This is a genomic window from Ramlibacter sp. (assembly GCF_035548915.1).
Taxonomy (GTDB): domain Bacteria; phylum Pseudomonadota; class Gammaproteobacteria; order Burkholderiales; family Burkholderiaceae_C; genus Ramlibacter.
Window position 1 is genome coordinate 115,206 of record NZ_DASZSE010000039.1, and the last position, 25,750, is coordinate 140,955.

Consider the following 25,750-nt stretch of genomic DNA (forward strand, 5'->3'; position numbering starts at 1 on the left):
ACGAAGGGGTGATGGGCTGGGGTGCGTCAGAAATATTCCGGGGGGCAAACGTGTGAAGCGCGCATGACTGCGCGGCGCGCGTTGGGACACGCGCGCCGCACGAGTTGGGGGATGTCTTTGGGAGGCGTCGCCGGACGCCGCGAGCCTGGCGCCTGGTACAGGAGAATCTGGGACCGGTGCAGCATGTGGACTTTGCTGAGGGGCCGCTTAGAACCAGATGTCAGCCGCGCAGACTCCGCGAAGGAGTCGCTTCAACGCAGGCAAGGTCACCATGGGCTTTCTCCTCGCAAAGGGGGGCACACATTGAGTAACAACCGGTACGCATCAGTTCTCGAAAAACGAGAAATATTTCGTGCTGCCATGCAGCAGAGCCGATGCGATAAGGAAGACGGAAAGAATGCGTGCCGCGCGGTGTTGCGCGATGCGATGAGCGCAGCGCGCGAAATGCAGCGCGCGACATGCAGCGCGCGAGAGATGCTTGCGCGGCTTGCTGCCTAGACCACTTCGTCCGACGCGCTGGTCGGCAGGAAGTCCGTGAGGCCGTCGTCGGCGCAACTCGCAGCAGGAGTCCGCCGCGCCGTGTGCGTGGCCGTCGTGTTGGCGATCAGGATGACGCGCGTCGGATCGTCGCTGGCTTCGCGCAACATCTCGTCGAGACGCATGAGGATCTCCTGCGGCACGTCGCCGTGCGCCGGCACTAGTGCCAACGCGATCCGCGGTTTGGCCACCATGCCCATCGGCAACCCCGACATCGGCGTGATGCAGTGCGCGATCACTTTGGCGCACAGTGCCCGCGCGCGCGACGGCGCAATGGGCCCGTCGACCTGCAGGCCGAAACGCCATTCGCCCAGACGCGCGACGGTATCCACGGTTCGCGTCATGGCACCCAGTCTCTCTGCGATGCGCAAGAGCAGTGCGAGCGAATGATTGCGCCCGAATTCCGCCCGCAGCGCGGGAAAGTTCGGAAAATCGATGATCGCAACAACGCTGTGATGCTCGAAACGCCGCGCGCGTTCGATCAGCTCCGCCAGGCGCGTGCCGAAGACGGTTTCGTTCACGAGCCCTGTGAGCGGATCAATTTCGCGCAGCCGCGCGATGCGTTGGTGGGCGTCGCGCGAGCTCACGTGGCGCGAGCCCAGCAGAAGATAGGTGGCGCAGATCGTGATGGCCAGGCCTGCCAGCAGGATCGCAAGGGCATTCTCCTCGGCCCAGTGTCCGACGAGCCTTCGCATGGAATGAACCGCTAGCGCGATGCCGAAGGGAGAGAGCGCGCCCACCACGCGCTTGGCGAGCGCCGGATCGCGCGCCCACGCCCATGTGCAAAGGGCGATCGCCAACACAACGCCGATGGCCATGGCCGCCCTGCCCAGCCAAAGCCGCTGCGGGCTCGGCAGCGCCGCGGTCGAGGCGGCCAGAACGCCGACGAACAGGGCGACCGCGATGCACGGCCAGAAGAGGCGAGCGTCGCGCTCGCGCACCGCGAACACCTGGACGACGAAGAGGATGAATGGGACGCCAGCGGCCGCGGGCAGGACATAGTGCGCCGCGTCGCCCCAGCGCGGCATCTCGGGCCACAGGTGCAGCTGCGTGACACCCGCGGCGGTCGCCGCGGCCAGAATGGCGAGCACGGTCCACATGCCGAACCAGAAATACGTCGCGTCGCGCAGGGCGGCCGAGGAAAAGAGCGCGAAGATCGCGCCCATGGCCAGCAGGCCGAAGTAGATGCCGTACAGCAGCGACAGGCGCTGCTGGTCGGAGCTCAACGCGCTTTCGCTCACGAACTCGATCGGGGCTTCGACGCCGTCGCTCGCCTCGATGCGCAGCATGTAGTTCGTCGGCGCTTCGGCCGAGATGGCCAGGGGCAGCACGGGATAGAGATGGGGCAGGGGCCACTTCGAAACGGGCAGCGCGTCGCCGGACTGCTGGCGCGACCAGCTGTCGTCCGCGCCGCGCGTGTACAGAACGACCGAGTCGAGTCCGGGCTGTGCAATGCGTACGTACCAGCGCTGGTCGTCGGGCGTGGCCGGGACGGCGAAACGAATCCACAGCGCTTGCCCGGGTTGCAGCGCATAGGCCGAATTTTCGTGCGTGGGCTGAAATGCTTGCGGGCGTCTCAGGATGTCCTTGAGCGTCGCCTCACCGGTGGTGTCCAGGACGAAATCGCCCCAGTCGAGCAACTCCTCGGGCTGCGTCTGCACATCCAGATCGAGGATCGAGCGGGCATGCGCGGCCGCCGGCCAGATCAGAACGACACATGCCAGGACATAGATGGCGGCAAGCGAGAGGATGCGAAACATGGACTGTCCACCTTTCCCCGTTTCTTGCCATCTTCCGTCCGCCTGCCATGGGTCGCAACCTAGCCATTCGTCTAGGGGGAAGCCCAATCTCATCGCCCGGCCGCCGATCGATTCATCACTCCCGCGCTCGCGAGCAGCCGAAGGCGCGACGAACGCCACTCCGACAGGCTGCGAATGCGTTCTTCCTGCGCATCGGACAGTGCCATCTGCGCACTGAGGATCTCCAGAATGTCCGCCGCTCCCCCCTCGTACTTGCGCCGCAAGGTGTCCAGCGATTCCTGTGCCGCCATGAGGAGCTGTTCCGAGGCCTGCAGGTTGTCCAGCGCGAAGCTCGCGTCCGCATGCGCCTTCACCAGCTCCATGAGAACGTTTTGCTGCGTGTCCTGCAACTGCGCCTCGCGCTGCTCTGCCTGTGCCTGGGCGCCTTTGATCTTGTAGGTGCGCGAGAATCCGTCGAAGAGCGGGATCGAGACCGAAACACCGAACGTCGTTTGCCGCGATTGCGAGGACGACACGCCCTGATTCGGAAAGCCGTTCTTGTAGTGATTGAGCGAAAAGTCGAGCGTCGGCATGCCTTCCGACCGCGTGACCTCGACCTTCTGCAGGCTGGCTTCCCATTCCGCGCGGGCCGCGCGAATGGCCGGGTGCGACTGCTCCGCGATGTCCATCCAGTCCTGCAGACTCCTGTTGTCGCCGTTGCTCTCCCCGTCTTTCACGTCGTCGGCCAGCACGATCCGTGTGCCGGGCGAGATGCCGAGGGACGTTGCCAGAACGGCCAGCGCCTTTTGATACGTGCCCCGCGCCCGATTCCTTTCGAGAGTGACCTTGGCCAGCGCCGTGGTGGCCTGCAAGGTGTCGCTGCGCGCGGCCACGCCGCGCGAGGCGCGACGCGTCGTGCTGTCCAGCGTGCTCCTGGCGATCGTTTCGTTGCGTTCTTTCGCCTGCGCGGTCGCCTGTGCCGTCTGCGCGTCGAAGTACGCTTGAATCACGCCGGTCAGCGTCTTCTGAAGAGCGGCGTCATGACTCGCGATCGCCGCGATCAGAAGGCGGTTGGCCGCCTCCCGATTCGCCTGCCGGCCACCGAAATCGAACAGCCGCCAGTTCAGCGTCGCGCTGGCGGTCGTGCCGAGATTCGTGTTGCCGGGAAGCGCCGAGTCCGGGTAGCTGTTGTGCGTGTTCAGGCGGTTGATCGTTGCCGACAGCGTGGGCAAGTAGGCAGCGCGCGCCTCGCCCAGCGCACCGGCCTGAACCTTGATGTTCGCCCAGGCCGCCTTGATCTGCGGGTTGTTGCACAGGGCCAGATCGACGGCTTCGCCAAGCCCCAGCGGCAGCGCGAAAGCCTCGCCGGCGGGGCAGGGGACCGGCGCGATTTCGCCGGGCAGTGTCGCGCCCGATTCGAGCACGGGCGGGCTCGTTCCCTGCAAGGGATCCCGAAGCGGAAGATCCAGCTGAAACGGTGTCGCGGCAAGAGCGCGCGCGCACGACACGAACCCGACCGCAAGCAGGACGGTTCTAGCGCTCATTCAAGCTCTCCCGCGCGTGCTGCTGCAGTGGGCTCAGCACGTACTCGATGATGCGACGGTCGCCGGTCTTGATCTCCACATCGACGGACATGCCGGGGGACAGGTTCATCGGCCTTCCGTCGATGTCCATGGTGGTCTTGTCGAGGGTCACGGTCACTTCATAGAGAAGTCCCTTGTCCTTGTCTTCGATCGCATCGCGCGAAACGTGGGTCACCCGGCCGCTTGCCGTGCCGTATTTGGTGTAGGGAAAGGCATCGACCTTCACCTCCGCCGCCTGCCCGTCGAACACGAACCCGACATCCTTGTTTTCGATGAATGCGGTGACCTCCACGCGTTTGCTCTCGGGCACGATGAGCATCAGCGTCGTCGCCGCCGGCACCACGCCGCCCACCGTGTGCACGTTCAGTTGCTGCACCGTGCCGTTCACGGGCGCCGTCAGCTTCAGCAGCTTGCTGCGCGTCCCCGAGCGCAGCGCATCCTGCTCGGAAGCCGCGGCGACCTTGTACCCCTCGGTCATCTGCTCGTAGGCGGTGCGCCGCGTTTCACCGATCAATGCGCTTCGCTGATTGCGCGCATCCGACAGCTGCCGGGCGATGTCCATGCGCGCCTGTTCCTTTTCGATCCAGGCGTGCTCGGAGACGTCGTTGGTGAGGCGCAGCTGCTTGAAGTCGTCGGCGCGCCGAGTCGCGAGCGGCAACGCTTCCTTGAAGTAGTCGATTTCGCCGTCGATGCGCTTCAGCCTGGCGTAGAAGTCCTGGCACTGGCTCTGCAGGTGCGCCTGGGCTTCGCGCCACTGCTCCGGCGAAGCCTGCGCCACCGGAGGCAGGCGCGCAGGCATCCCGGTGTCGATGGCCGCGATCAGGGCCTTGGCGCGCGCCGCCTGCAGGAGCGCGACACTCTGGTCGCCGGACGCCTTGTCGTGCTCGGCGTCCTGCGCGCTGGAGTCGAGCTCCATCAGCACCTCGCCGGCCTTCACGGGCTGGCCGTCTTCGACATACAAGGCGCGCACGCTCGCCACATCCACCGAGGCGATCGCCTTGGTGTTGCCGCTGGGGATGACCTTTCCCCTTGCATTCACGACGATGTCCATCTTGCCGACCACGGACCAGATCAGCAAGGCGGCGACGATGGACATGAGCACCTTGGCGACGAGCCGCCCCACAGGGGACACCGGCATGCTCTGCAAAGACAACGCGGCGGGGAGAAATTCCGCCTCGTGCTCGTTCAGCAACTTTCCGCTGAGCTGCTCGCGCTGCGCCCAGTAGTGCGCAAAGATGTTCCTGTACCGCCGCCACAGCTCGGCATAGGCCTGGGCACGATATTTCAGACTCATGCTGCCTCCCGCACCGGCGCGCTGCGTTCCATGCCCATCTGCAGCCGGTACAGGTGGGCGTAGATGCCGTCGGGATTTCTCAGCAACTCATCGTGGCTGCCCGATTCCGCGATTTGTCCTCGCTCCACGACGACGATGCGGTTCGCGTCGCGCACGGCCGACAGCCGGTGAGCGATGATCACCACCGTCCGGCCCCTGCAGATCTCGCGCATGTTGTCCTGGATGATGCTTTCGGATTCGTAATCCAGTGCCGACGTCGCCTCGTCGAAGATCAGAATCCGCGGATTGCCGATGAGCGCCCGGGCGATGGCGATCCGTTGGCGTTGCCCGCCCGACAGGCCCGTGCCGTGCTCGCCCACCATGGTGTCGTATCCGTCGGGCAACTCGCAGATGAACTCGTGCGCTCCCGCCAGCTTGGCGGCGCCGATGACCGCCTCGATGGGCAACACCGGATTGGTCAAGGCGATGTTGTCGCGAATGGAGCGGTTGAAGAGATTGTTTTCCTGCAGAACCACGCCGATCTGGTGCCTGAAGGAAGTGGTGTCGATGATCGATATGTCCTGCCCATCCACCAGAACCCGGCCGCGGTCCGGGACGTACAGTCGCTGTATCAGCTTCGTCAGGGTGGATTTGCCCGAGCCCGAGCGTCCCACGATGCCGATCACCTCGCCGGGCTGAATGAGCAGGTTCACCGCCCGCAGAACGTCGGGCGCGTCCGGGCGGTAGCGAAACGACACCTGGTCGAATTCGATGGAGCCCGTCAACCGGGGAATCCGCGTCTTTTCTCCCTCCACCTCTCGCCTGGCATTGAGAATGTCGCCCAGGCGGCTCATCGAAATGCCCACCTGCTGGAAGTCGTTCCACAACTGCGCGAGACGCAGGATGGGCCCGGACACCTGCCCGGCGAACATGTTGAAGGCGATCAGCTGACCGACCGACAGCTTGCCATCGATCACGAGCGTGGCGCCAATCCACATGATGCAGGCGGTCACGAGTTTGCTGACCAAGGTCACGCCGCCGCCGGCCAGCACGCCGATGTTGTTGACCGACAGCCCCGCCGCCACGTAGGAGGCGAGTTGCTGCTCCCACTTGCGCACCCAGCGCGGCTCCACGGCCATGGCCTTGACCGTGTCGATGCCGGCGATGGTTTCCACGAGGAAGGACTGGTTCTCGGCCCCGCGGTTGAACTTCTCGTTCAGGCGCGCCCGGATCATCGGCGTGAACACGAGCGAAATCAGTGCGTAAGCCGGGATGGACAGCAGCACCACGACGGTGAGCAGGGGGCTGTACCAGTACATGACCGCGAGAAACACCACCGAAAACAACAAGTCGAGCACGACGGTGATGCCGTTGCCCGTGAGGAAGGAGCGGATGTTCTCGAGCTCTCTGATGCGCGCCACCGAGTCGCCCACGCGGCGCGCCTGAAAATACGCCGTCGGCAAACCGAGCAGGTGCCGAAACAGCCTGGCTCCCAGTTCGACGTCGATCTTGCTGCTCGTATTGGCGAAGACGTAGGTCCTGAGCCCCGTCAATGCGGCGTCGAACAATGTGGCGCACACCAGCCCCACCGCGATCACGTTGAGTGTCTTCATCGCGTGATTGGTGAGAACCTTGTCCATCACGACCTGGAAGAAAAGCGGCGTGACCAGCCCGATGATCTGCAGCACGAGCGAGATCAGCAGGATTTCGCCCAGCAGCTTGCGGTATTTCACGACTGCGGGAATGAACCAGGTGAAATCGAAATTGGCGACCTCTCCCGCGTAATTGGCCTTGGAAGTCAGGAAGACGAGGCGCCCGGACCAGCCCTCCATGAACTCGGGCAGGCTTTGCGTTTCCGGCGGCTCGCCGGGGCGCTGGATGAGCACCTTGGCCGGCGTGCCTTTGGCGTCGATAGCCACAGGCGCGCCCAGTCCGTCGGCCGAAGCGGCGGACGCGGGCGACGTCGCGGGCGTGTAGCGAGCCAGGATGAAGAACTTGCCGTCCTTGCCGAGGGCAATGGCGGGCAATGGAGCCTTGTCGAGGCGCTCGACCAGCTGCTCCACTTCCTTGCCCTTCATCTTGAGGCCCTGCGCCGCAAGCAGTATCCGAGGCACGGTGAAGGGCTCGTCGCCGTACTCGTGCAACAGTTTGGCGGGGTCCGCGGCAATGCCGTGGAAGTTCGCCAGCATGACGAGGCAGAAGAGGCCGCTGTCGTGGGGCGCGCCGCTCGCCGATTGAGCGTCGCTCGCGCTCTGCCTGGGCGAGCCGACCAGCTCGATACTTCTTTCGTTCATCGTCGTTGAAAGTTCAGTTGCTTTGAGACGCGCTGGAGCTTTGTTGGAGCGTGCCGGCGAACGATCGGAGAGAAACGATCGGAGAGATACCGTCTTCTCCTTTCAAATTTGTACGTCAGATCGCGTGAAGCTTCGTCATCCTCACGGCTTAGGCCGCTTGGATATACGTTGGTATGTGGTAAAGGCGCGCTCCGCTTCATATCTTGATTTCTTCAGCGCCTCCGTCGAGGCGCGACGCGGAGAACGAAATGCCTTTGATCAAGAATCGCAGGTCGCTATTGAGCGCTTGCGCGGCTGCGGCGGCGCTCGTCGGTGCGCCGCTCGCCTGGGCCCGGGCCGCGCCGCCGCGCAAATTCGTCCTCGGACAATCGGTGCCGCTCACCGGCGCCGCCGACCTGATCGGCCTGGCCTTCGCCGGCGGCTCGAAGCTTTATTTCGACGCGTTCAACGAGCGCAAGGACAACCCCGGCTGGACTTTCGAGCTGCGTCAGATGGACGACGGCTACAGCCCGGAGAAGGCGGCAGCCAATGCGAAGAAGCTGCTCGCCGACGGCGCGGACCTCCTCTTCGGGTTCGTGGGCACCGGCAGCAGCGATGCCGGCGCGGAGGTGGCGACGCAGATGAACTCGCTGCTCTTCGCGCCCTTCGCCGCTTCCGACCGGCTGCGCGATCACTCGGTGACCAATGTGTTCAACGTGCGGCCCAGCATGTCGGACGAGGCATTCAAGATGGTGCGCCACTGCGCGACGATCGGCATGAATCGGCTCGCGATGGTGGCGGAGGACGACGCCATGGGCAAGGCGGGCCTGGTGGCCGTGCAGCAGGCGATGGCGGAGCTGAAGCTGCCGCCGCTCGTCGCGAGCGCGGTGGTGCCGGTGAACAGCGACAAGGTGAATGGCGCCGTCGCGGAGATCATGAAGGCGCAGCCGCAAGCCGTGATCCAGGTGTCGCTCTTCAACACGAGCGCCGCCTTCATCCGCAGAATGCGCAAGGCGGGCTACGTCGGCACCTTCCTGAACTTCTCGGTCGTCGGCATCGACCCGCTCTTCTCCGCGCTCGGCAAGGACATCGGCGGCGTGGTGGTGTCGCAGGTGGTGCCCTCGCCTCGCCAGTCGGCCATGCCGATCGTGAAAGAGTATCTGGCCGCGCTCGACACCTCCGACCTGGCGCCGACGTACGAGAGTCTGGAAGGCTACATCGCAGCCAAGGCGCTGGCCGAGGCCGTGCGCCGGTCCGGGGGCAAGTGGGACAAGCCGTCGCTTCAGAAGGCCATGGGCACCATGACCGACTACGACATCGGCGGCTTTCGCATCAACCTGCGCGCGGGCCCGCGCGACTCCATCCGCGCCATCGACCTCGTGACCATCAGGGCGGACGGCAAGATCGTTCGCTGAGAGCCTGCGCGGTAGCTTTGCTCCCTCTTCCTCTGGGGTAGGGAGCAGGAAGCTCCTCGGCCAGAGTCGGCGGCGGGACTCGTTCAGGCCGGCGCGGACGCCCGGCCCGACGCATCGTCCCACCCGCCGCGCGCGAACGGCACCTCCAGCGCGAACATCGCGCCGCGCCCGCGGCCTTCGCTGTGCGCCGTGAGTTTGCCGCCCATCTCCAGGGCCGCGAGCGCGCTGCTGTGCAGGCCGAAGCCGTGCCCGCTCTTGCGCGTGGTGAAGCCGTGCGCGAAGAGACGCCCCAGGTGCTCGGGCGCGATGCCCTCGCCTTCGTCCTGCACGGTGATGCGCAGCCGCTCGCCGTCCGCGTCGCGCACGAGCGCGCTCGCGAGCGTGAGCCTGCGCGGCCGGGCGGGCGTGTCCTCCATCGCCTGCGCCGCGTTGCCGATCAGGTTCACGAGGATCTGCAAGAGCCTCGGCTTGTCCAGCGCGGTGGCGGGCACGTGCTCGTAGCGGCGAACCACCTCGACCTCGCAGCGCGCGATGGTCTCGCCGCTCATGCGCAGCGCCTCCTCCAGGAGCTCCTGCGGCCGCGCGATCTCCTGCAGGCTCGAAGGTCCCGCGTGCGACTGCTGCGTGGCAACGATGTAGCTCACGTGGTCCACGCTCGAGACGAGGCGATCGAGATCGCCGAGCATCTCCCGCCGCTCCTCGCCGAGCGCCTCCACCAGATCGTTCAGGTAGTCGAGGAGGGCCTTGCCCTGCCCGCGGGGTCCCATGAATTCGGCGAGGTCGCCCTCGTGCGCGTTCAGGAGCGCGACGGCGCGGCGCAATCCGTCGATCCGCGAATTGCCGATGGTCGTGCGCATGACCCCGGCCGAGACGTTGATGCTGTTGAGCACGTTGCCGACGTTGTGCAGCACGTTGGCCGCGATCTCGGCCTTGCCCGCGCGGCGCGCGGTGGTGACGAGCTGCGCCTGAATCTGCTCCAGCTCGCGCGTTCGCATGCGTACTCGCTGCTCCAGGCTCTCGTAGAGCTGTGCGTTGGCGAGCGACACGGCAAGCTGGCCGGCGATCAGCATCACCGCGTCGAGCCGCTCGGCGTTGAACGCCGCGCGTCCCTGGCGGTTTTCGAGCAGGAGCATCGCGCGCGTGGCGCTCTGGCCCGCGATGGGCGCCGCGAGCAGCGAACAAAGCGGCACGCCGGCGAAGTACGGATCGCGCGCGAAGCGTTCGTCCGACAGCGCATTGTCCACGAGCAGCGGCTGTCGCGTGCGCTCCGCATAGCCGAATGCCGACAGCGGCAACAGCCCGCGCTCGCCGGCTTGCGCGACGGGCACCGACGATTCCCCCGGCGCGGGCGCGAGCAGCCACCACTGGTCGTCGTTGCAGGCGAGCACCAGCACCTTGGTCGCGCCCGTGAGCGCGGCGAGTACCTGTGTCACCCGCGCCGCGAGCCGCTCCAGGCTCGTTTCGGAGCTGAGCGCCTGCGAGGCGCGCAGCACGCCCATCAGGTCGAGCGCATCGGACGACACGCCGCCGCTGCGGCCCGCGGAAGTCGTCGCGGGCAGCCGCCGCCTGCGGCTCGCCGCGGCATGGCCTGCCAACGCGTGTTCTTCCACCATCCGCGCCACCTTCGCGACAGCGCCCCAGGCCTGGTATTCGTCGCGGGCTTCGGCCAGCAGCCCGAGGCCCAGGCGCGCGAGCCCCCGTGCACGCAGGAAGAGGCCCGCGCGCTCCATGATCAGCGCGCGATGCCAGGGCCGCGCGCGCGTCTCGGCCTCGAGCACCGCCGCATCGAACATCGCGCCCGCTTTCCACAGGTCGCCGCGCGCCCAGGCCTCTTCCGCCTCCACGAGCCGAAGCAGGTGCGCGAAGTTGTACGGCTGGTCCGCCGCTCGGGCGGCAAGCCACGCGCGACTCGCCTCGAGCTCGGCGAGACGCTGTGCCGCACCGGTCGAGGCGTCCGCGTGCACTCGCCACGCGCGCGCCAGCGCCACGGCCAGGTGCACATGCACGGCCATGTAGTAGCCCGGGATGCTTTCGATGAGCGAAAGGGCGCGGTCGGCATGACGTTCGAGCGTGTCCAGCTCGCCCATGATGAGGGCGCGCATCGCCTGGCGCGCCGACCAGGAAAGCAGCACCTGCGGAAAGCCGCCCGCGCGTTCGAGGAAAGCGTCTTCGTCGAATGCCGCGCCCGGTGTGCCTTGCGCCTGGAGAGGCGCGGGCCCGCGAAGCGAGCGCAGCAGCTGCGCGTCGCACTCGTGCAGCGCGGCCGCATGGATGTTGCCCGTGCGTGCGCACAGGGCGAGGCCGGCTTCCACCTCGGCGTCGCAGGTGTCGAGCGTGGGCGCGAGATCGAGCAGGGTGAGCACGACCGCGCGATGGACGTAGCACGCGTACGAGAGATCTCCCGCGGCCTGCATGCCCTCGTAGGCGCGCTTCGCATGATGGAACGTGGTCTCGAGGGGCTCGAACCAGTGGCAGGCGGTGCCCGCGTACATGCCGCGGGCTTCGGATGTCTGGGGTTCGTAGCCGAGCGCCTCGCCCACTTGCAGCACATGCCGCGTGATTTCGAAGGCGGCGCGATAGTCACCGCGCAGCCCGATCATGACGCCTCCCATGCGGCCGAGGCTCGCGACCAGTTCCTGGCAGGCGCCGTGCTCGGCCCAGAGACGCTGGCTTTCGAGCATCAGCCAGACGAACGCCTTCGTGTCCGCCGAGAAGAACGCGGGCCGCGCCATGCGGCTCAGGAGCTTGGCGATCGCAAGCAGCCGGCCGTCCTCGATCTGCGGGCGAAGCGCGTGGTCCAGCCCGCTTTCGCCCGCGATCCAGTCGCTGATCGCATCGAGCCTGCGCGCCGTGTCGTCCGCCGCGTAGTCCGCGGGCACGGCAAGCCCGAGGCGCACGAGCAGGCCCGAGCCGAGACGCTTCGCGTCGTCCGAACGCCCGCGCATGAAGAGGCTTCGCATCTGCAGGCACGCGGGCTCGACGAGTTCGAGCGGATCGGACGTGTGCGCCTCGATGGCCGCGTGCAGCGGGTCGGCGTCGTCGAGCCGCCCGAGGCTGTAGAGCGCGGCATGGCGGCTCACGTCGATCGCGGCGCGAAGCTGTGCGTCGTCGTCGCGCCCGTCCTCGGCATCGGGCATCTCGAGCGCCACCGCGATGAGGCGCGCGGCCTCGTCCAGGTATCTTTCGGCGAGCGGATAGCGCGCGGCGCCCAGCAGCTTGCGCGCGAGCCCGTGAAAGAGGCGCGCCGCGACCCGCCGCTCCTGCGGGGCATCGAGCAGGCCGACGCAGCTGAAGTACTGTTCGGCGGCTTCGGCCTCGAAGGTGGCGTCCGGCGCGAGCCGGCGCGCCATGGCGAGCTGGCGCTCGTCGCGCGCGCGCCCGCGCATCGAGCCGAGGGTGGCCTGCTGCACGCGGTCGTGGCGAAACTGCACGATCGGCACGCCTTCCGTGTGCGCGGCGACGACCAGCCCGTCTTCGATCGCGGGCCGCAGGCGCTCTTCCAGGTCGGCTTCCCCGAGGCCCGCCACCGCGGCGAGCAGCCTCGTTTCCACCGCGTTGCCGAGGCAGCTCATGCATTCCAGCAATTCGCGCGCGGCGGCGGGCAGGCGTTCGATGCGCGCGGCAAGCAGGTCCACGACATTGCCGCGCCCGACGAAGCGGCGCACCTGCTGCTCGTCCCATTGCCAGCCCGGCTCGGCCAGGCGCAGCACGCCTTCGTGGCGCAGCGCGTTGACCATCTCCACCGTGTCGAACGGATTGCCGTTCGTGAACGCGCCCACGGCGCGCGCGAGCTCGTTCGCGTTCACGCGCGAAAGCCTGAGCATCCGCGCGATCAGCTCGCCCATGCCTTCGGCGTCGAGGTTCGCGAGCCGGATGTGCGCGGGCGGCTGCGGCTGCGCGCGCCAGTTCGCAAGGACGGGCGCGAGCTCCTGGCCGGTGTCGACGTCCTCGGGCCGGTAGGCGCCGATCAGCAGCAGCCCCTGCAGGCCCGGCGCATTCATGAGCCGTGAGAAGGCCCTGAGCGACTGCGGCCCGGCCCACTGCAGGTCGTCCAGCGCGATCACGAGCGGCTGCTCGGGCGAGACGATCGCGCCGAGCAGGTCGACGATCGCCTGGTGCAGCTGCGATCCGGCCTGCCGCGGGTCGGCCTCGGGCGCCTCGGGCTGCGAGCCGATCAGGAGCGCGAATTCCGGCAGCCAGCGTGCGATGAGGGCCGCGCCGCGGCCGAGCCCGTGCGTGATGCGACGGCGCCGCGCCGACAGTTCCGCCCGAGGCAGGGTGAGCAGCAGGCGCCCGAGCGCACGCAGCGCCTGCGTGACGCCGCCGCCCGTCGCGCCTTCGCGCTGGTACGGGTCGAACTTCCCTTGCACGAACCAGCCGCCCGATTCGGTGACGAGCGGGACGAGCCGGCCGATGAGGGCGGTCTTGCCGACACCGGCCGCGCCTTCGATCAGCACCGCGCGGCGATCCGTGGCCACCGCGTCGGCCAAGGCCTTGCGCAGCATCGCCATCTCGGTGCTGCGGCCGACCAGTTCGCCCGGCGGCTCCAGCCGCAGCGGGAAATCGCGTTCGCCCAGCTCGAAGATGCCCTCGCCTGCGGCGTCGAGCTCGGCGCGCAGCTTGAGCAGGTCGTGCAGCAGGCCCTCCGCGCTCTGATAGCGCTGCTCCGGCGCCTTGGCGAGCAGGCGCAGGATGATGTCGGAGAGCCCGAGCGGGATGTCCGCGTCGAGCTCGCAGGGCGCGACGGGCACTCGCGTGAGATGGTCGTGGATGAGCTGCAGCGCATCCTCGTCGTCGAACGGCAACTTGCCGGTCGCCATCTCGTAGAGCGTCGCACCGAGCGCATAGAGGTCGGCGCGCTGGTCCACCGGGCGGCCGGTGCGTCCCGTCTGTTCGGGCGCGAGGTAGGCGAGCGTGCCGGCGATGCGGCCGTCGGGCAGGGCGGCCGTCGGGTGGTCGGCCGCGACGGCCAGGTCGAAGTCGATCAGCACCGGCTCGCCGTGCGAGGCGAGCATGATGTTGGACGGATTGATGTCGCGGTGGATGACGCCCGCGCGATGCACGTCCGCCAGTGTCCGCGCGAGGCGAGTGGCGAGCGCGATCACCCGCGCCGCATCGAAGCGGGTGCCTCGCAGCGACTGCGAGAGGGTCTCGCCGCCGCAGTCGGCGAGCGCGAGAATGCCCTCGCGCGGTGGGACCGGGGCGAGTTGCGCCACGCCCCCGATCCCTGCCAGGCGCTGCAGCGTGCCGTGCTCGTTGCGATGGCGCGCCAGCGCATCGGGGCCGAGGAACTCCTTGTACACGATCGTGCCCGCAGGCGCGCCGTCGCGCACGCGATACACCCGCGCGGTGTCGCTGGCATAGAGGTCGTCGCCTGCGGGAATGCCCGGTGCCGCGGGGGCGCCGTCGATGGAGGTGGTGGGCATCTCGCGGGTGCGGTCGATAGGCGGCGGCTCTGTGGGTGTGCAGGTTACTAGCGCGCGCAGGCGGCGGCAATCCCTTCGAAGCCTTTGCTATCGCGCGCCCGCCGGCAACTCCAGCGTGAAGATCGCGCCGCGCCCCGGGCCGTCGCTGTGCGCGACGAGGCGGCCGCCCATCTCCATCGCCGCGAGCGCGCTGCTGTGCAGGCCGAATCCGTGGCCCTCCTTGCGGGTGGTGAAGCCGTGGGCGAAGAGCAGCTTCAGGTTCTCCGCGGAAATGCCCTCCCCGGCATCTTCCACGGCGATCAGCAGGCGCCTGCCGGCCTCGTCGCTCACGATTGCCGTGCGCAGCGTGAGGACGCGCGAGCTTTCCGGCACGGCCTGCAGCGCCTGCGCCGCGTTCGTGATGAGGTTCACGAGCACCTGCAGCAGGCGAGGCTTGTCCAGCGGCAGGGGCGAGACTTCCTCGTAGCGTCGCTCCACCCTCGCGCCCGATCGCGACAGCGCCGGCGCACTCATGCGAAGCGCCTCTTCCGTCAACGCCTGCGGCAGCGCGGTCTCCAGCAGGCTCGACGGGCCCGTGTGCGACTGCTGCGTGGCCACCACGTAGCTGATGTGCTCGACGCTGCGAATCACGCGGTCCAGGTCGGCGAGCGCCTCCTGGCGCTCCGTGCGCAACGCCTCGACCAGGCCCCTCAGGTACTGCAGGAAGACCTTGCCGCGCGGGTCGCTCTCGAAGAAGCGGCCGAGGTCGCGCGCGTGCTCGGCGAGCAGATCGACCGCCTGGGCGAGCCCCTGCGAACGCGACTCGCCGATCGTGCGGCGCACGACGCTCGCCGAGACGTTGATGCTGTTCAGGATGTTGCCCACGTTGTGCAGCACATTGGCCGCGATCTCCGCCTTGCCCGCGCGGCGGGCGGTATCCACGAGCTGCGCCTGCGTGTGTTCCAGCTCGCGCGTGCGCGAGCGAACGCGTTCCTCCAGGTTTTCGTAGAGCAGCGCGTTCGCGAGCGACACCGCGAGCTGGCCGGCCACAAGCATCACCGCGTCCAGCCGTTTCGCGTTGAATGCCGCGCGTCCCTGGCGGTTTTCCAGGAGCAGCATGGCGCGTACGGCGCCCTGGCTCGCGATGGGCGCGACCAGCAGCGAACACACGTGCATGCCCGCGAAGTACGCGTCGCGCGCGAACCGGTCGTCGCACGTGGCGTCGTCCACGAGCAGCGGCTGCGCGGTGCGTTCGGCATAGCGCAAGGCCGACAGCGGCGCGAGTCCCGCGCGCGCGGCTTCGCGAATCGCGATCGGGCGGACGGCCTGGTCCTCGCGCGCGGCCGCGAGCAGCCACCACTCGCCGTCGTGCCAGGAGAACACACGCACTTGCGTGGCGCCGGTGAGCGCGGCCAGCACGTCGGTCACGCGCGCCGCGAGGCGCTCGAGGTTGGTCTCCGAACTCAGGGCCTGGGACGATCGCAGCACGCCGATCAGGTCCAGCGAGTCCGTCGTCGGGCCGTCGCCTGCCGCCGAGCGGCGAAGCGCCCGTGCGGACGCGGCGGGCTCGAGCATGCGCAGCCACGGATAGCGGCGCGCGAGCTGGTCCACCTTCGCCGATGCGCCCCAGGCTTCGTATTGCGCGCATGCGTCGGCCATGAGGGCCTGTCCCGTCGTCTCCAGGCCGTGGGCGAGATGGAAGCACGCGGCGCGCTCCACGATGAGGGCGCGGTGCCATGGCCTCGGGCGATCGCGCGCTTCGGCCATCGCGGCTTCGAACGCCGCGGCCGCCTGCCACGGCTCGCCCGCGGCCCACGCCTCCTCGGCCTGGACCAGGCGAGCCAGATGCAGGAAATTCATCGGCTGGTCCGCCGCGCGCGCGGCGAGCCAGGCCGAGCAGGCTCGCAGGCGCGAGGCAAGCGAGGCGCGGTTCACCGCGTCCGCTTCCTGCGCGAGCGGCCGGGCCTGCAACTGCCATGCGGCGGCGAGGGCTTCGAAGAGCCACGCATGCGAGATCGTGTAGTAGCCCGGGATGGCCGAGCGCAGCAGCATGGCCTGCGCCGAATGCTTCGCGAGCGACCGCGCGTCGCCGGCGAGCGCGAAGACGAGGGCGTTGCGCAGATGGTGGTTGAAGAGCGCCATCGGCAGCGAGCTCACGCGCGCGGGCCAGTTGCCCTCGCCCGGCGGATCGGCAAGCTGAGCGAGATCGGGCGCGCCGCCCGTGAGTGCGCGTACCAGCTGCCGTTCGGTCAGGTTGATGGTCGATGCGTGATGATTGCGCGTGCGTTCGCTGAGCGCGTGGCTCGCCTCGATGTCGGCCTCCACGCTTGCGAGCGTCGCGGCGCAATCGAGCAGGGCCGGAATGGTCACGCGGTAGCTGAAGCACACGTAGAGCGGGTCGCCTCCTTGCATGCCTTCGCGCGCGTGCAGCACGTGCTGCACGGCACGCTCGATCGGCTCGAACCAGTGGCTCGCGCTGATGGCGAAGACGATGCGCGCCTCGTGGACGTCCGCCGCGAAGCCGCGCGCCTCGCCCACTTCGAGCACGTGCCGCGCCGCCTCGTAGCCGGTGCGATGGTCATCGCGCGCCGCCATCAGGATCGGTCCGATGCGGCAGAGACTCAGCACGAGCTCCGCGCACGGCCCGTGTTCCGTCCACAGGCGCAGGCTTTCGCGCATCAGCCAGGCCGCCACGCCCGGGTCCACGATCGCGCCGGAGCGCTGCAGCCGGCTCAGCAGCCCCGCCGCTGCCAGCACGCGCGCGTCCGAGGCTTGCGCGCGCTCGGCGATGTCGGCTCGCTTGTCTTCTCGCGTCCAGCGGGTGAGGTCGTCGAGCCGCCTTGCCGTATCGGCTTCGGTGAAGGCCGCGGGCACGTCGAGCCCGAGCCGCGCGAGCAGCGCGAGCCCGAGCCGCACCGCGTCGGCGGAGCGGAAGCGAAACTCGAGGCTTCGAATCTGCAGGCGTGCCGATGGCGTGAGCGCGAGGGGGTCGCCCAGGCGCTGCGCCACGATCGCGTAGACCGCGTCGGCCTCGTCCATGCGGCCCAGGCTGTAGAGCGCCGCATAGCGGTCCGCTTCCACCGCGTCGCGCAGCGGCGCATCCGACGGGTCGTGCAGGCCGGCGAGCAGTTCGCTCGACGCGGCGAGATAGCTCTCGGCCAGCGCATAGTTCGCGGCGGCGGCGAGCTGCCGCGCGAGCGCATGAAAGAGCTTCGCCGCGCGGCGGCATTCGGCGGCATCGGTGAGCAGGCGCGTCGAGCCCAGGTACTGCTGCGTCATGTGCAGCGTGAACTCGGGGCTTCTCGCGAGGCGGCGCGCCATGTTCAGATGCAGCCGTTGGCGCTGCGACGCGTCGAGCGTGGCGAGCACGGCCTGCTGCACGCGGTCGTGCCTGAAGTGCACGGTTGCCGCGTCGTCGGCCTGAACGACCAGCAGGCCCGCGTCGAAAGCGGGACCGAGGCGCTGCTGCAGCGAGGCCTCGTCCAGCCCCGCCGCGACCTTCAGCACGCCGAGCTCCACCATGCCGCCGAGGCAGCTCATGCACTCGAGCAGGTCGCGCGAGGCGGGCGGCAGGCGGCCGATGCGCTCGGCAAGCAGGTCCACCACGCTTGCGCGCCCGGCGAAGCGCCGGATCGCTGTCGCGTCCCATTCCCAGCCGGCCCAGCCGCGCCCTCCCATGCGCAGCAGCCCTTCGGCGCGCAACGCATTGAGCATCTCCACGGTTTCGAACGGGTTGCCCGCGGCGAGCGCGCCGACCGCATCGGCGAGCTCGCCCGCCGCCTGCGGCGTCATGCGCAGGATGCGCGCGATCAGCTCGCGCTGCGCGGCCTCGTCCAGGTTGCGCAACTCGATCTCGCGCGGGGGCGCGGGCAGTTCGCGCCAGCGCGGCAGCATGCGCGCGAGCGGATGCGCGGGTTCGATCTCGCTGCCGCGGTAGGTGCCGACGATCAGCAAGCCCCGCGCCCGCGGCTCGGTCATCACGCCTTCGAAGGTGCGCAGCGACGTGGGGCTTGCCCATTGCAGATCGTCCAGCACGATCGCGAGCGGCCGCGACGCCGAGGCAACCGCATCCAGCAGGTCGAGCGTGGCCTGCAGCAGCCTTTCTTCGGCGTGCACCGGATCGATCGCGGGCAGCGCCGGCTGCGCGCCCAGCAGCAGGGCGAATTCCGGAAGCTGCGCAATGAGCCCCGCGCCGAGTCCGAGTCTTGCGAGCACGCGCTGCTGCAGTTCGCCGAGCGCCTCCTTCGGCTCGGCGAGCAGCAGCCGGCCGAGCGCGCGCAGCGCCTGCACGACGGCGCCTCCGGTGGCGGCGTCGCGGTGGTACTGGTCGAACTTGCCGTAGACGAACCAGCCCCCGCGCGCGGCGGCGAGCGGCTTCAGCCGGTCCGCGAGCACGCTCTTTCCCACGCCCGCCGCGCCTTCGACGAGAAGGGCGCGGCGAGCCGTCGAGATCGCGTCCTCGAGCGCGCTCTCGAGCCAGGCTACCTCGCGCTCGCGCGCCACGAGCTCTTTCGGAGCCGCGAGGCGCGCGGGAAAGTCGCGCTCACCCAAGGCGAACGCGCCATCGGCAGGCCGGGGCTCGTCCTGCAGGCGCCGCAGGTCGGCCAGGAGGCCTTCGGCGCTCTGGTAGCGCCGCTCCGGCGCCTTGGCGAGCAGGCGCACGATGATGTCCGACAGGGCCGCCGGAACGCGCGGGTCGAGCCGGCGCGGCGCGAGGGGCTCGCGCACGAGATGGTCGTGGATCGCCTGCAGCGCATCGGTCGCATCGAAAGGAAGGCGGCCGGTGGCCGCCTCGTAGAGCGTGGCGCCCAGCGCGTAGAGATCGGTGCGCTGGTCCACCGCGCGGCCTGTGCGGCCGGTCTGTTCGGGCGCGAGATAGGCGAGCGTGTGCGCGAGGGGCGGCTCGTGCGGCGGCGAAGTTTCGCGATCGGCGGTGACCGAGCGGTCGAAGTCGATGAGCACGGCATCCTGCGTTGCGGCCAACAGGACGTTGGCCGGATGGATGTCGCAGTGAACGACACCCGCGCGATGCACGGCCGCGAGCGTGCTCGCGAGCCGCAAAGCGAGCGCGACGAGCGCGTCGGTTTCGAGCGGGCCGGCGCGCAGGCGTTCGGCGAGCGTGTCCGCGCCCGCATCGCGCATCGGAAGGAGATCGGCGCGGGGCGAGACGGCCGCGAGCTGCACGACGCCTTCGATGCCCGCGAGCCGGGACAGCATGTCGCGTTCGTGCGTGAAGCGCCGGATCGCGCCGGCGCCGAGGTATTCCTTGCAGACGAGCGACGCCCCCGATGCGTCCACGAACCGCAAGACGCGCGTCGTCGCGCTTTCGTGGAGACAGTCGGGCGCCGCCGCGCCGCGCGCGCGCGTGGTCTCGACTTCCTTCGGGTTGCGCACGGGCATCCGTTCGAGCGGGGGTGGACCGGACAGTAGTCGAGCAGACTACTCCTGTTGGCATCGAACGTAAATCGTACGCGGCAGCGGTGGCTTCCTCGTGCGGGGGCAGGAGAGCGTCCACACCTTCGTATCGTTGTGCGGGCCGCCTCGGGCGACTAGATTTCTCCTCGGGGGCCAGGGGCGGCAGTCGCGGGCGAATCGAACGAGAGTCCGCCGCGGCTTGGATGCCGATCGAGAAAGTCTTGCAGTTCAGCGCGCCGCGGATTTTCGAAGTGCCGATCTCCTCCCCCCGCCACATTCAAGCATTCGCGCAGGTAAGCGACCGAAGGCAGACATGAGATGAACGCCGAACGCATGATCCGATGGCTCGCCGCGCTGCTCGCGGGCGGTCCGACCGCCCGCCGCGAAAGCACTCCTCACCTCGCCGCGCACCGCGTCGCGCTGGGCCTCTTTCCCACCTTGCGGCCGAACGCATCGCCCGTGCGGGACGCGCGTGCGCAATCCGCCTCCTGATGTCGCGCTGCCGCGCCGCCGGCGCCTACGCATCGAAGTCGGAACGCTCATCGCGGGCCTCGTGGCCGCGCAGGCCGCGATGCTGGGGCTGCTGGGCTACTGGGGTGCCGGGCGGCTTTTGCACGGCGTAGCGCGCGAGGCGCACCTCGAGGAGCACGTCCGGCTCGAAACGGAGATCCGGGCCTATCTCGCTTCGGCCACCGGCGCCGTCCGCGCGCTCGCGCAGGCGCCGAAGCATCGCGGCGAACGCGGCGCCGACGAGCGCAACGCGGAACTGGCGCGCGCGCTCGTCGCGCAGTCGGCCGCGCTCGACGCCCTGTACTTCGTCGACGCTGACGGAAACACGATCGGCGTGGGACGGGAAAGCGGCGCGGCGCCGCGTCCCATCCAGGACCGCGCGGCAAAGCCCGGGCGCATCGACCTGCGCGCGCAGGACTGGATGCGCGAGGCGGCCGCGAGCGCGTCACCGGTGTGGAGCGAGCCGCACGTGCTCGCGTATTCCGCCGGGCGCGGCGTGAGCTTCGCGGCGCCGGCAGACGGGGCCGATGCGCACGGCACGCGCGAAGGCATGGCGGTAGGCGAAGTGTCGTTCGGCCATCTGCACGCGCTCGTGGAAAGTTTCAGCCACGCGGGCGCGGGCGACAGCGCGGTGGTGGACGCGCAAGGCAAGGTCATCGCGCGCAGCGACGAGCCCGCGAGCAAGGGTGCCGCCGACATCCTCGACGAGGTGCTCGCGCTGGCGGCCGCGCATCCGCTGGATGCGCCGCTGCTGGATCATGCGTCGCAGGCGTACCTCGTGCGGGCCACGCCGATCGCGGGCACGCCGTGGCGGCTCGTGAGCTGGCTGCCCGAAGAGGCCGTGGTGGGCGGATTGCGCCGCGGGCTTGTCGCCGCGGCCATGGTGCTTGCGCTCACGCTCATCGCGGCGCTCGCGCTGTCGCTCTGGCTTTCGAGACGCATCACGGGCCCGGTGGAAGTGCTGGCGCGTGTGGCGAGGCGCATCGGCCGGCTGGAGTTCGACAATCTGCCGCGGGTGGACAGCAGCGTCGAAGAGATCCTGCGGCTGGAGCAGGCGCTCGACGAATCGGCGATCAGCCTGAAGGCGTTTCGCAAGTTCGTGCCGGCCGACGTCGTGAGCGAACTCGTGAAGCAGGGCCGGCCGCTCGCGCCCGGTGGGCGGCTTGCGGAAGTCACGGCGATGTTCACCGACATCGAGGGCTTCACGGGCATCTCCGCGTCCGTGCCGCCGGGCGTGCTCGTGCCGCAGCTCACGGAATACTTCAACGCGGCGGCGGGAGTGATCCTTGCCCACGGCGGCACCATCGACAAGTACATCGGCGACGGCATGATGATTCTGTGGGGCGCGCCCGTTGCGCAGGAGGATGCGCCCGTGCGCGCGTGCCGCGCGGCGCTTGCGCTCTGCGACGCGCTGGACGAGCTGAATGCGCAATGGACCGCGCGCGGCCTTCGCGCGCTCAGGACGCGCATCGGCATTCACACCGGCCCGGCCGTGGTGGGCCTGCTGGGTTCCAGCGAGCGGCTCGCGTTCACCGCGTTCGGCGACACGATCAACGTGGCGAGCCGCATCGAAGGCGCGAACAAGGAGTTCGGCACGCGCGTGCTGGCGTCGGGGCATACGGTGGCGGCGCTGGGCAACGGCTTCGTGACCCGCCCGATCGGCGAGGCGCAACTGCGCGGGCACGGCGGGCGGTGGGCCCTGTTCGAGGTCGTCGCGTCGTCCTAGGGTTGCGAAGAACGGTCTGAGCCTGACGGCAATGGGCCCGCCATCGCGGCCCGGCGATCAATCCGTGGGGGCGTCCTCGGGCGGTCTGGAAGCGCTCGACGGTTGATCCGCGGAAGGGGTGGGGCTGGGTCCGATGCGCACCACGGCTGGGGGAAGCTCCAGAGGCGAGAGGCCGTGCTGATAGGGCTGCGTTGCATCATGTGGGCCCGCTAGCGGCATCGCCGAATGGAACTTGACCTCTTCATGCGAGGAAGAGCGCCGGCGTGCTTCGGGCACTGCCAGGAATCCATCCGCATCGGTGGTCGAACTGCAGTGCGGAACACCATGCTCGTCTGTCCGCCTCCGAGCGTTGGGGCTCGTTTCTCCAGAGGTTGGGGGGCTTCCGCTTTTGCGGGGCTGGACGAGAGCTTTGTACTCTGGATGATCTTTGAGGAACCGTTCCACCGAATCGCGCGCCACCATCAGTTTCACGTGATTGCGCGCCGGCTTCAGGAGCGTGAGAACCTTTTGGATCTGATCTGGAGTCGGCGTGTTGCCGGCCGCTTCAGTGTCCAGAACGGCTCTCCAGGCGCTCAGGAGCGGTCCACGTTCTTTCGCCGGGATGTTGACTTCGTGCGGAACTTCTTCCTGGTGCACTCGAATGTGCCTGTTGAAAACTATCTTCAGCGTGCCCAACGTGTCGGCTGCCTTGTCCAACAACTTGCAGCTGTGGAAGAAGTAGACGCTTTCGGGAGACATCTCCCGGTTCACGAAGAACCAGAATTCGCGGCGAGCCTGTGCGTCCTTGAGGATGGGGTCGAGCTTGGTTCGCGGCCCCTCGTCTTCATCGTCGCCATCGAATACCGACAGGTCGAGCTCCGGCTGCGATACCGCACTTGCCGATGGCGAATTCGGCAGAAGGTCGAACCCGCGCCCCGGCGGCGGCATCTCCGGTTGGGGCGCCGCTCGTGAGACCGAATCTGCATGCCGAACCTGGTGCAGCACAACAGCGCCTTGCACCTCTGGTTCAGTCAAACGATGACTGGTATCGTCTTCAGTGTCGGTAAGCTCCTCGCGCCCGCAGCAACTGAACGCCCTGCGGCGGGCGGGCGCCTCGGCTCGATTGCCCACATGCCCGCGCTTCGCTTGCGCGGGTTCGACCTGCGAGCCCCGACGGACGCGTCGGCCCTGTCGCGCGGCTGGTTGTTCAACCTGAACCGCATCGGCCTGCGGCGGTGTCTTCGCAAATCCTGAAACCTTGTTTCCCATGGCACTTCTCCGCGACGGCGCGACCCGTCATTAAAAGGCTGCCGCCTCGCCGCGGCAACAAGACGGATGTCTCTGCCGGCCGCCGTGCGGAAGGTCTGAGTCAACTCCCCGGCACGCGCGGCAGCGGCGGCTCGTGCAGGCACAGGAAACTGCCGAACGCATCGGACGCGCGCTGCAGCAGCACACCGACGCGAAACGCGATCTGCCCGAACTCGGTGTGCGTTTCGGCGGCGGCCAGCAGCGAGCGCACGCGCGTGCCCCGCGCGACCGCGTCGCGATACGCGGCCGACGCGGCTTCGTAGCCGGCTTGGGAGGAAGCCACGGTGTGGCTCGCGACGACGACTGCCGCCCTGAGCGCCTGGATCGACACGATCATCGCGCGGCAGTCGTTCTCGATGCCTTCGAGCGTTCGATGCCACGCCTCTTCGATGCGCCGCGTGGCATCGGCCGCGTGGCAGAACGCTTCGTGCAGCTCGCGGGCGAGCGGCGCGCAGCCTGTGACGGCCGCATCCCCGCAGAGCTTCTCGTAGTTCTGGGTGATCGAGGCGAATGCGCCTCGCGCCTCGTGGCGCCGCCTTGCGAGATCGACGATGCTTTCGCCGGGCTTCGCATCCGCTTGCGCAAGCGCGAGGGCGGCGCGGAAGAAATCGGCGATGCGCCCCGCGGCCGCGCAAGCACCCGTGCCCGTATCCGATGTCGAACTGTCGCTCATGACGTCCTCGCTTTGCCGCCCACGAACACCCGTGCATGCGACAGATTCAGACTACGCCCGGTCCGCGCGGGCGGCAGCATACGAAGGTCTTTGAAAGCCGAATGGATAGGAGTCCTCGAGACGAAAGACTGAACCTGCCGTTCGTCTTGGAACCCGGCAAGGGATGCGTTCACTCAATCGCGTACGGCCTCGAAAGACACCGCGTCGGGCAACCGGGCAGGCGTTCCCAAGGCCCGAGGGCACAACGCCAGGAGCAGACACATCATGACCAGGACACGTGACTCCATCGTATCGCCGGGCTTCGGCGGCGTACCTGCGCAAGCCGCGCTCCCTCTGCGGCCGCCACGCCTGCGGCGGTATGCGGTGACGAGCACCGATGCTTCGGGCTTTCGTCGCGCCTCGCGGCGCACCGAGGCGCAAACGCAGGCGAAGTGGACCGACGCCGTGGTCGACAACGCCGTGTCCGCTTACGCGGCTCCCTCGCGCAGGGGTTCGTTGGGGGAGGGACTGCTCGCCCTGCGCGGCCTCGCCTCCCGCGTCACCGCGGATCACGTGCAGGAGCCGCTGCGCCGTCGCGTGTCGAAGCTGAGCGACGCGGAGCTGCTGTCGGCGCGGGAATACGTGGCCAGTGCGCAGTCCACCGGCGACGCGATGGCGCCAACGATCGCGGATGAAGCCAAGTGGATCGGCGACGCGACGGCATGCGAATACGACAGCCGCCTCGCCGCCATGGCCACGCGGCTGGTGGAGTCGCAACTGCCGGCCGATCCGAACGGCCAGGACGACGTGAGCGAGCGATCGCGGTCGACCTATGCGGATGTGCTCGCGCGCCTGGAACATCTCGTGGCTCTGCGCGGTGGCGGACCGTCCGGCGGCCCGACAGCGCGGCAGTTGATGGTGCAAGCGCTCGAGGACATCGTGCGGCAGGAGCCGTCGCAGCTCGGTCGCGTCTCATCGCTGCTGGGCGCGCTCGGTCGGGCCGAACTCTCGGCGATCGCCGATTGCGAGCCCGCGGGCGCGATCGCGCGAATCGCGCGTGCCCGCATCGACGAGATCGACCGGGGAATCGAACTCTCGGCCAACCAATGCGCCGCCGCCCTCGACGCCGTCGATGTCGACGCGAGCGACTTCGCCGGCCGGCTCGACAACGCGGCGACACTGTACGCGCAACACGCGCAGCTTCTTCGGCTGCACGAACGGGGCGGCAGCGAGATGCGCTTCGCCGGTCCTCCTTTGCACCCTGTGGTCCGGCAGGCGCATCGGCGCCTGCACGACCGGCTCTTCGCCGCGGGCAAGGTGGGCGACTTCGACCGGAACGATCGCGGCCCGCTCGCCATGGCATTCCGGCAGCTGGGCACCTACGCGGAGAAGCGCGATCGCTCCCGCAGGGAAGACTACCTCGCGCACGCACGCACCGTGATGGACTCGCTCGCTGTCGAGCCCGCGATCGCCTTCGCGGTGTCCTGGCTCATGAAGACGGCCCAGGTGCCCGAGCCGTCGAGATCTCCCGCGCGCGAGGAGGACCTGAAAGACATGATCGAGGCGGCCGATCCCGAGCTGCTGAAGCTGTGGGCCGAAGCAATGAACAGCTCGCGAACGCTCGAGCTGATGAGGCTGCTCGAGTCCCGGGCCAATCACTTCGAGCCGGCGGCGCAGATGCTGTCTCACCTGAAGACGCTGCGGGCTCTGGTCCTGAACCGCTACGAGAGGCTGGCCGGTGAAGACACGGTGCGCACCCCCGCGCCCGTTCCCCCCGTGCGAGTGAGCCGCCCGGTCTGGCACGCCTACGAGAAGGTGACGGGCGACGACTTGTCCGCGGCACGCCGCGGCCAGGGCACGAAGCCCGCGGATGCGGCGCGGTAGGGCAGCGGACGAACCCCTGCGGACTTCGTGGCCGTCCACGTCCGGCCCCGG

Annotated in this window: 12 protein-coding genes; 4 read left to right on the forward strand and 8 right to left on the reverse strand. The window is 68.8% G+C overall.

Going from position 1 to position 25,750, the window contains the following annotated elements; all coding sequences use genetic code 11:
• Positions 1-494 precede the first annotated feature (494 nt).
• The 4 genes from VHA82_RS14765 to VHA82_RS14780 all read right to left on the reverse strand — a co-directional run bounded on the left by VHA82_RS14765 (position 495) and on the right by VHA82_RS14780 (position 7,426).
• Complete coding sequence (locus VHA82_RS14765) at positions 495-2,297, reverse strand: sensor domain-containing diguanylate cyclase (RefSeq protein ID WP_325544984.1); 1,803 nt, start codon at positions 2,295-2,297, stop codon at positions 495-497.
• Positions 2,298-2,386: 89 nt separating this feature from the next.
• On the reverse strand, positions 2,387-3,820 hold the full coding sequence (locus VHA82_RS14770; protein ID WP_325544986.1) for a TolC family protein: 1,434 nt from the start codon (positions 3,818-3,820) through the stop codon (positions 2,387-2,389).
• Complete coding sequence (locus VHA82_RS14775; protein WP_325544988.1) at positions 3,810-5,153, reverse strand: HlyD family type I secretion periplasmic adaptor subunit; 1,344 nt, start codon at positions 5,151-5,153, stop codon at positions 3,810-3,812. The genes VHA82_RS14770 and VHA82_RS14775 overlap by 11 nt, the downstream gene beginning before the upstream one ends.
• Entirely contained in the window at positions 5,150-7,426 is a 2,277-nt protein-coding gene (locus VHA82_RS14780) for a type I secretion system permease/ATPase (protein ID WP_325544991.1), read from the reverse strand. The genes VHA82_RS14775 and VHA82_RS14780 overlap by 4 nt, the downstream gene beginning before the upstream one ends.
• A 248-nt stretch (positions 7,427-7,674) precedes the next feature.
• Between VHA82_RS14780 and VHA82_RS14785 the strand changes: the two genes are divergently transcribed.
• Positions 7,675-8,820: an ABC transporter substrate-binding protein gene (locus VHA82_RS14785; RefSeq protein ID WP_325544993.1), complete on the forward strand. Its 1,146-nt coding sequence runs from the start codon at positions 7,675-7,677 to the stop codon at positions 8,818-8,820.
• An 83-nt stretch (positions 8,821-8,903) separates the two neighbouring features.
• On the opposite strand, the gene VHA82_RS14790 is transcribed toward VHA82_RS14785, so the two are convergent.
• Positions 8,904-14,246, reverse strand: coding sequence for a trifunctional serine/threonine-protein kinase/ATP-binding protein/sensor histidine kinase (locus tag VHA82_RS14790; RefSeq protein ID WP_325544995.1), 5,343 nt, complete (start codon positions 14,244-14,246; stop codon positions 8,904-8,906).
• Positions 14,247-14,333: 87 nt separating this feature from the next.
• Positions 14,334-19,625 carry a trifunctional serine/threonine-protein kinase/ATP-binding protein/sensor histidine kinase gene (locus tag VHA82_RS14795; RefSeq protein ID WP_325544997.1) on the reverse strand — a complete coding sequence of 1,764 codons (5,292 nt, stop codon included), beginning with the start codon at positions 19,623-19,625 and terminating at the stop codon, positions 14,334-14,336.
• 333 nt (positions 19,626-19,958) lie between these two features.
• Here VHA82_RS14795 and VHA82_RS14800 point away from each other — a divergent pair, with 333 nt between their 5' ends.
• Together VHA82_RS14800 and VHA82_RS14805 are read left to right on the forward strand one after the other, a co-directional pair.
• Entirely contained in the window at positions 19,959-20,132 is a 174-nt protein-coding gene (locus VHA82_RS14800) for a hypothetical protein (RefSeq protein ID WP_325544999.1), read from the forward strand.
• On the forward strand, positions 20,113-21,876 hold the full coding sequence (locus VHA82_RS14805; protein WP_325545001.1) for an adenylate/guanylate cyclase domain-containing protein: 1,764 nt from the start codon (positions 20,113-20,115) through the stop codon (positions 21,874-21,876). The genes VHA82_RS14800 and VHA82_RS14805 overlap by 20 nt, the downstream gene beginning before the upstream one ends.
• Positions 21,877-21,933: 57 nt before the next feature.
• Here the strand turns inward: VHA82_RS14805 and VHA82_RS14810 are convergent, their stop codons facing one another.
• Positions 21,934-23,124, reverse strand: a complete 1,191-nt coding sequence (locus VHA82_RS14810) for a hypothetical protein (RefSeq protein WP_325545003.1) — start codon at positions 23,122-23,124, stop codon at positions 21,934-21,936.
• A gap of 100 nt (positions 23,125-23,224) precedes the next feature.
• Entirely contained in the window at positions 23,225-23,836 is a 612-nt protein-coding gene (locus VHA82_RS14815; RefSeq protein ID WP_325545005.1) for a hypothetical protein, read from the reverse strand.
• Between the two features lie 264 nt (positions 23,837-24,100).
• Here VHA82_RS14815 and VHA82_RS14820 point away from each other — a divergent pair, with 264 nt between their 5' ends.
• Positions 24,101-25,699 (forward strand): hypothetical protein, encoded by a 1,599-nt coding sequence (locus VHA82_RS14820; protein WP_325545007.1) that lies wholly within the window; start codon positions 24,101-24,103, stop codon positions 25,697-25,699.
• The last annotated feature ends 51 nt before the right edge of the window (positions 25,700-25,750 follow it).

What these genes read in the sequence shown, in the direction of transcription:
- VHA82_RS14765 (WP_325544984.1), bottom strand. Translation starts at nt 2,297, where the DNA reads ATGTTTCGCATCCTCTCGCTTGCCGCCATCTATGTCCTGGCATGTGTC.
- VHA82_RS14770 (WP_325544986.1), bottom strand. Translation starts at nt 3,820, where the DNA reads ATGAGCGCTAGAACCGTCCTGCTTGCGGTCGGGTTCGTGTCGTGCGCG.
- VHA82_RS14775 (WP_325544988.1), bottom strand. Translation starts at nt 5,153, where the DNA reads ATGAGTCTGAAATATCGTGCCCAGGCCTATGCCGAGCTGTGGCGGCGG.
- VHA82_RS14780 (WP_325544991.1), bottom strand. Translation starts at nt 7,426, where the DNA reads ATGAACGAAAGAAGTATCGAGCTGGTCGGCTCGCCCAGGCAGAGCGCG.
- VHA82_RS14785 (WP_325544993.1), top strand. Translation starts at nt 7,675, where the DNA reads ATGCCTTTGATCAAGAATCGCAGGTCGCTATTGAGCGCTTGCGCGGCT.
- VHA82_RS14790 (WP_325544995.1), bottom strand. Translation starts at nt 14,246, where the DNA reads ATGCCCACCACCTCCATCGACGGCGCCCCCGCGGCACCGGGCATTCCC.
- VHA82_RS14795 (WP_325544997.1), bottom strand. Translation starts at nt 19,625, where the DNA reads ATGCCCGTGCGCAACCCGAAGGAAGTCGAGACCACGCGCGCGCGCGGC.
- VHA82_RS14800 (WP_325544999.1), top strand. Translation starts at nt 19,959, where the DNA reads ATGAACGCCGAACGCATGATCCGATGGCTCGCCGCGCTGCTCGCGGGC.
- VHA82_RS14810 (WP_325545003.1), bottom strand. Translation starts at nt 23,124, where the DNA reads ATGGGAAACAAGGTTTCAGGATTTGCGAAGACACCGCCGCAGGCCGAT.
- VHA82_RS14815 (WP_325545005.1), bottom strand. Translation starts at nt 23,836, where the DNA reads ATGAGCGACAGTTCGACATCGGATACGGGCACGGGTGCTTGCGCGGCC.
- VHA82_RS14820 (WP_325545007.1), top strand. Translation starts at nt 24,101, where the DNA reads ATGACCAGGACACGTGACTCCATCGTATCGCCGGGCTTCGGCGGCGTA.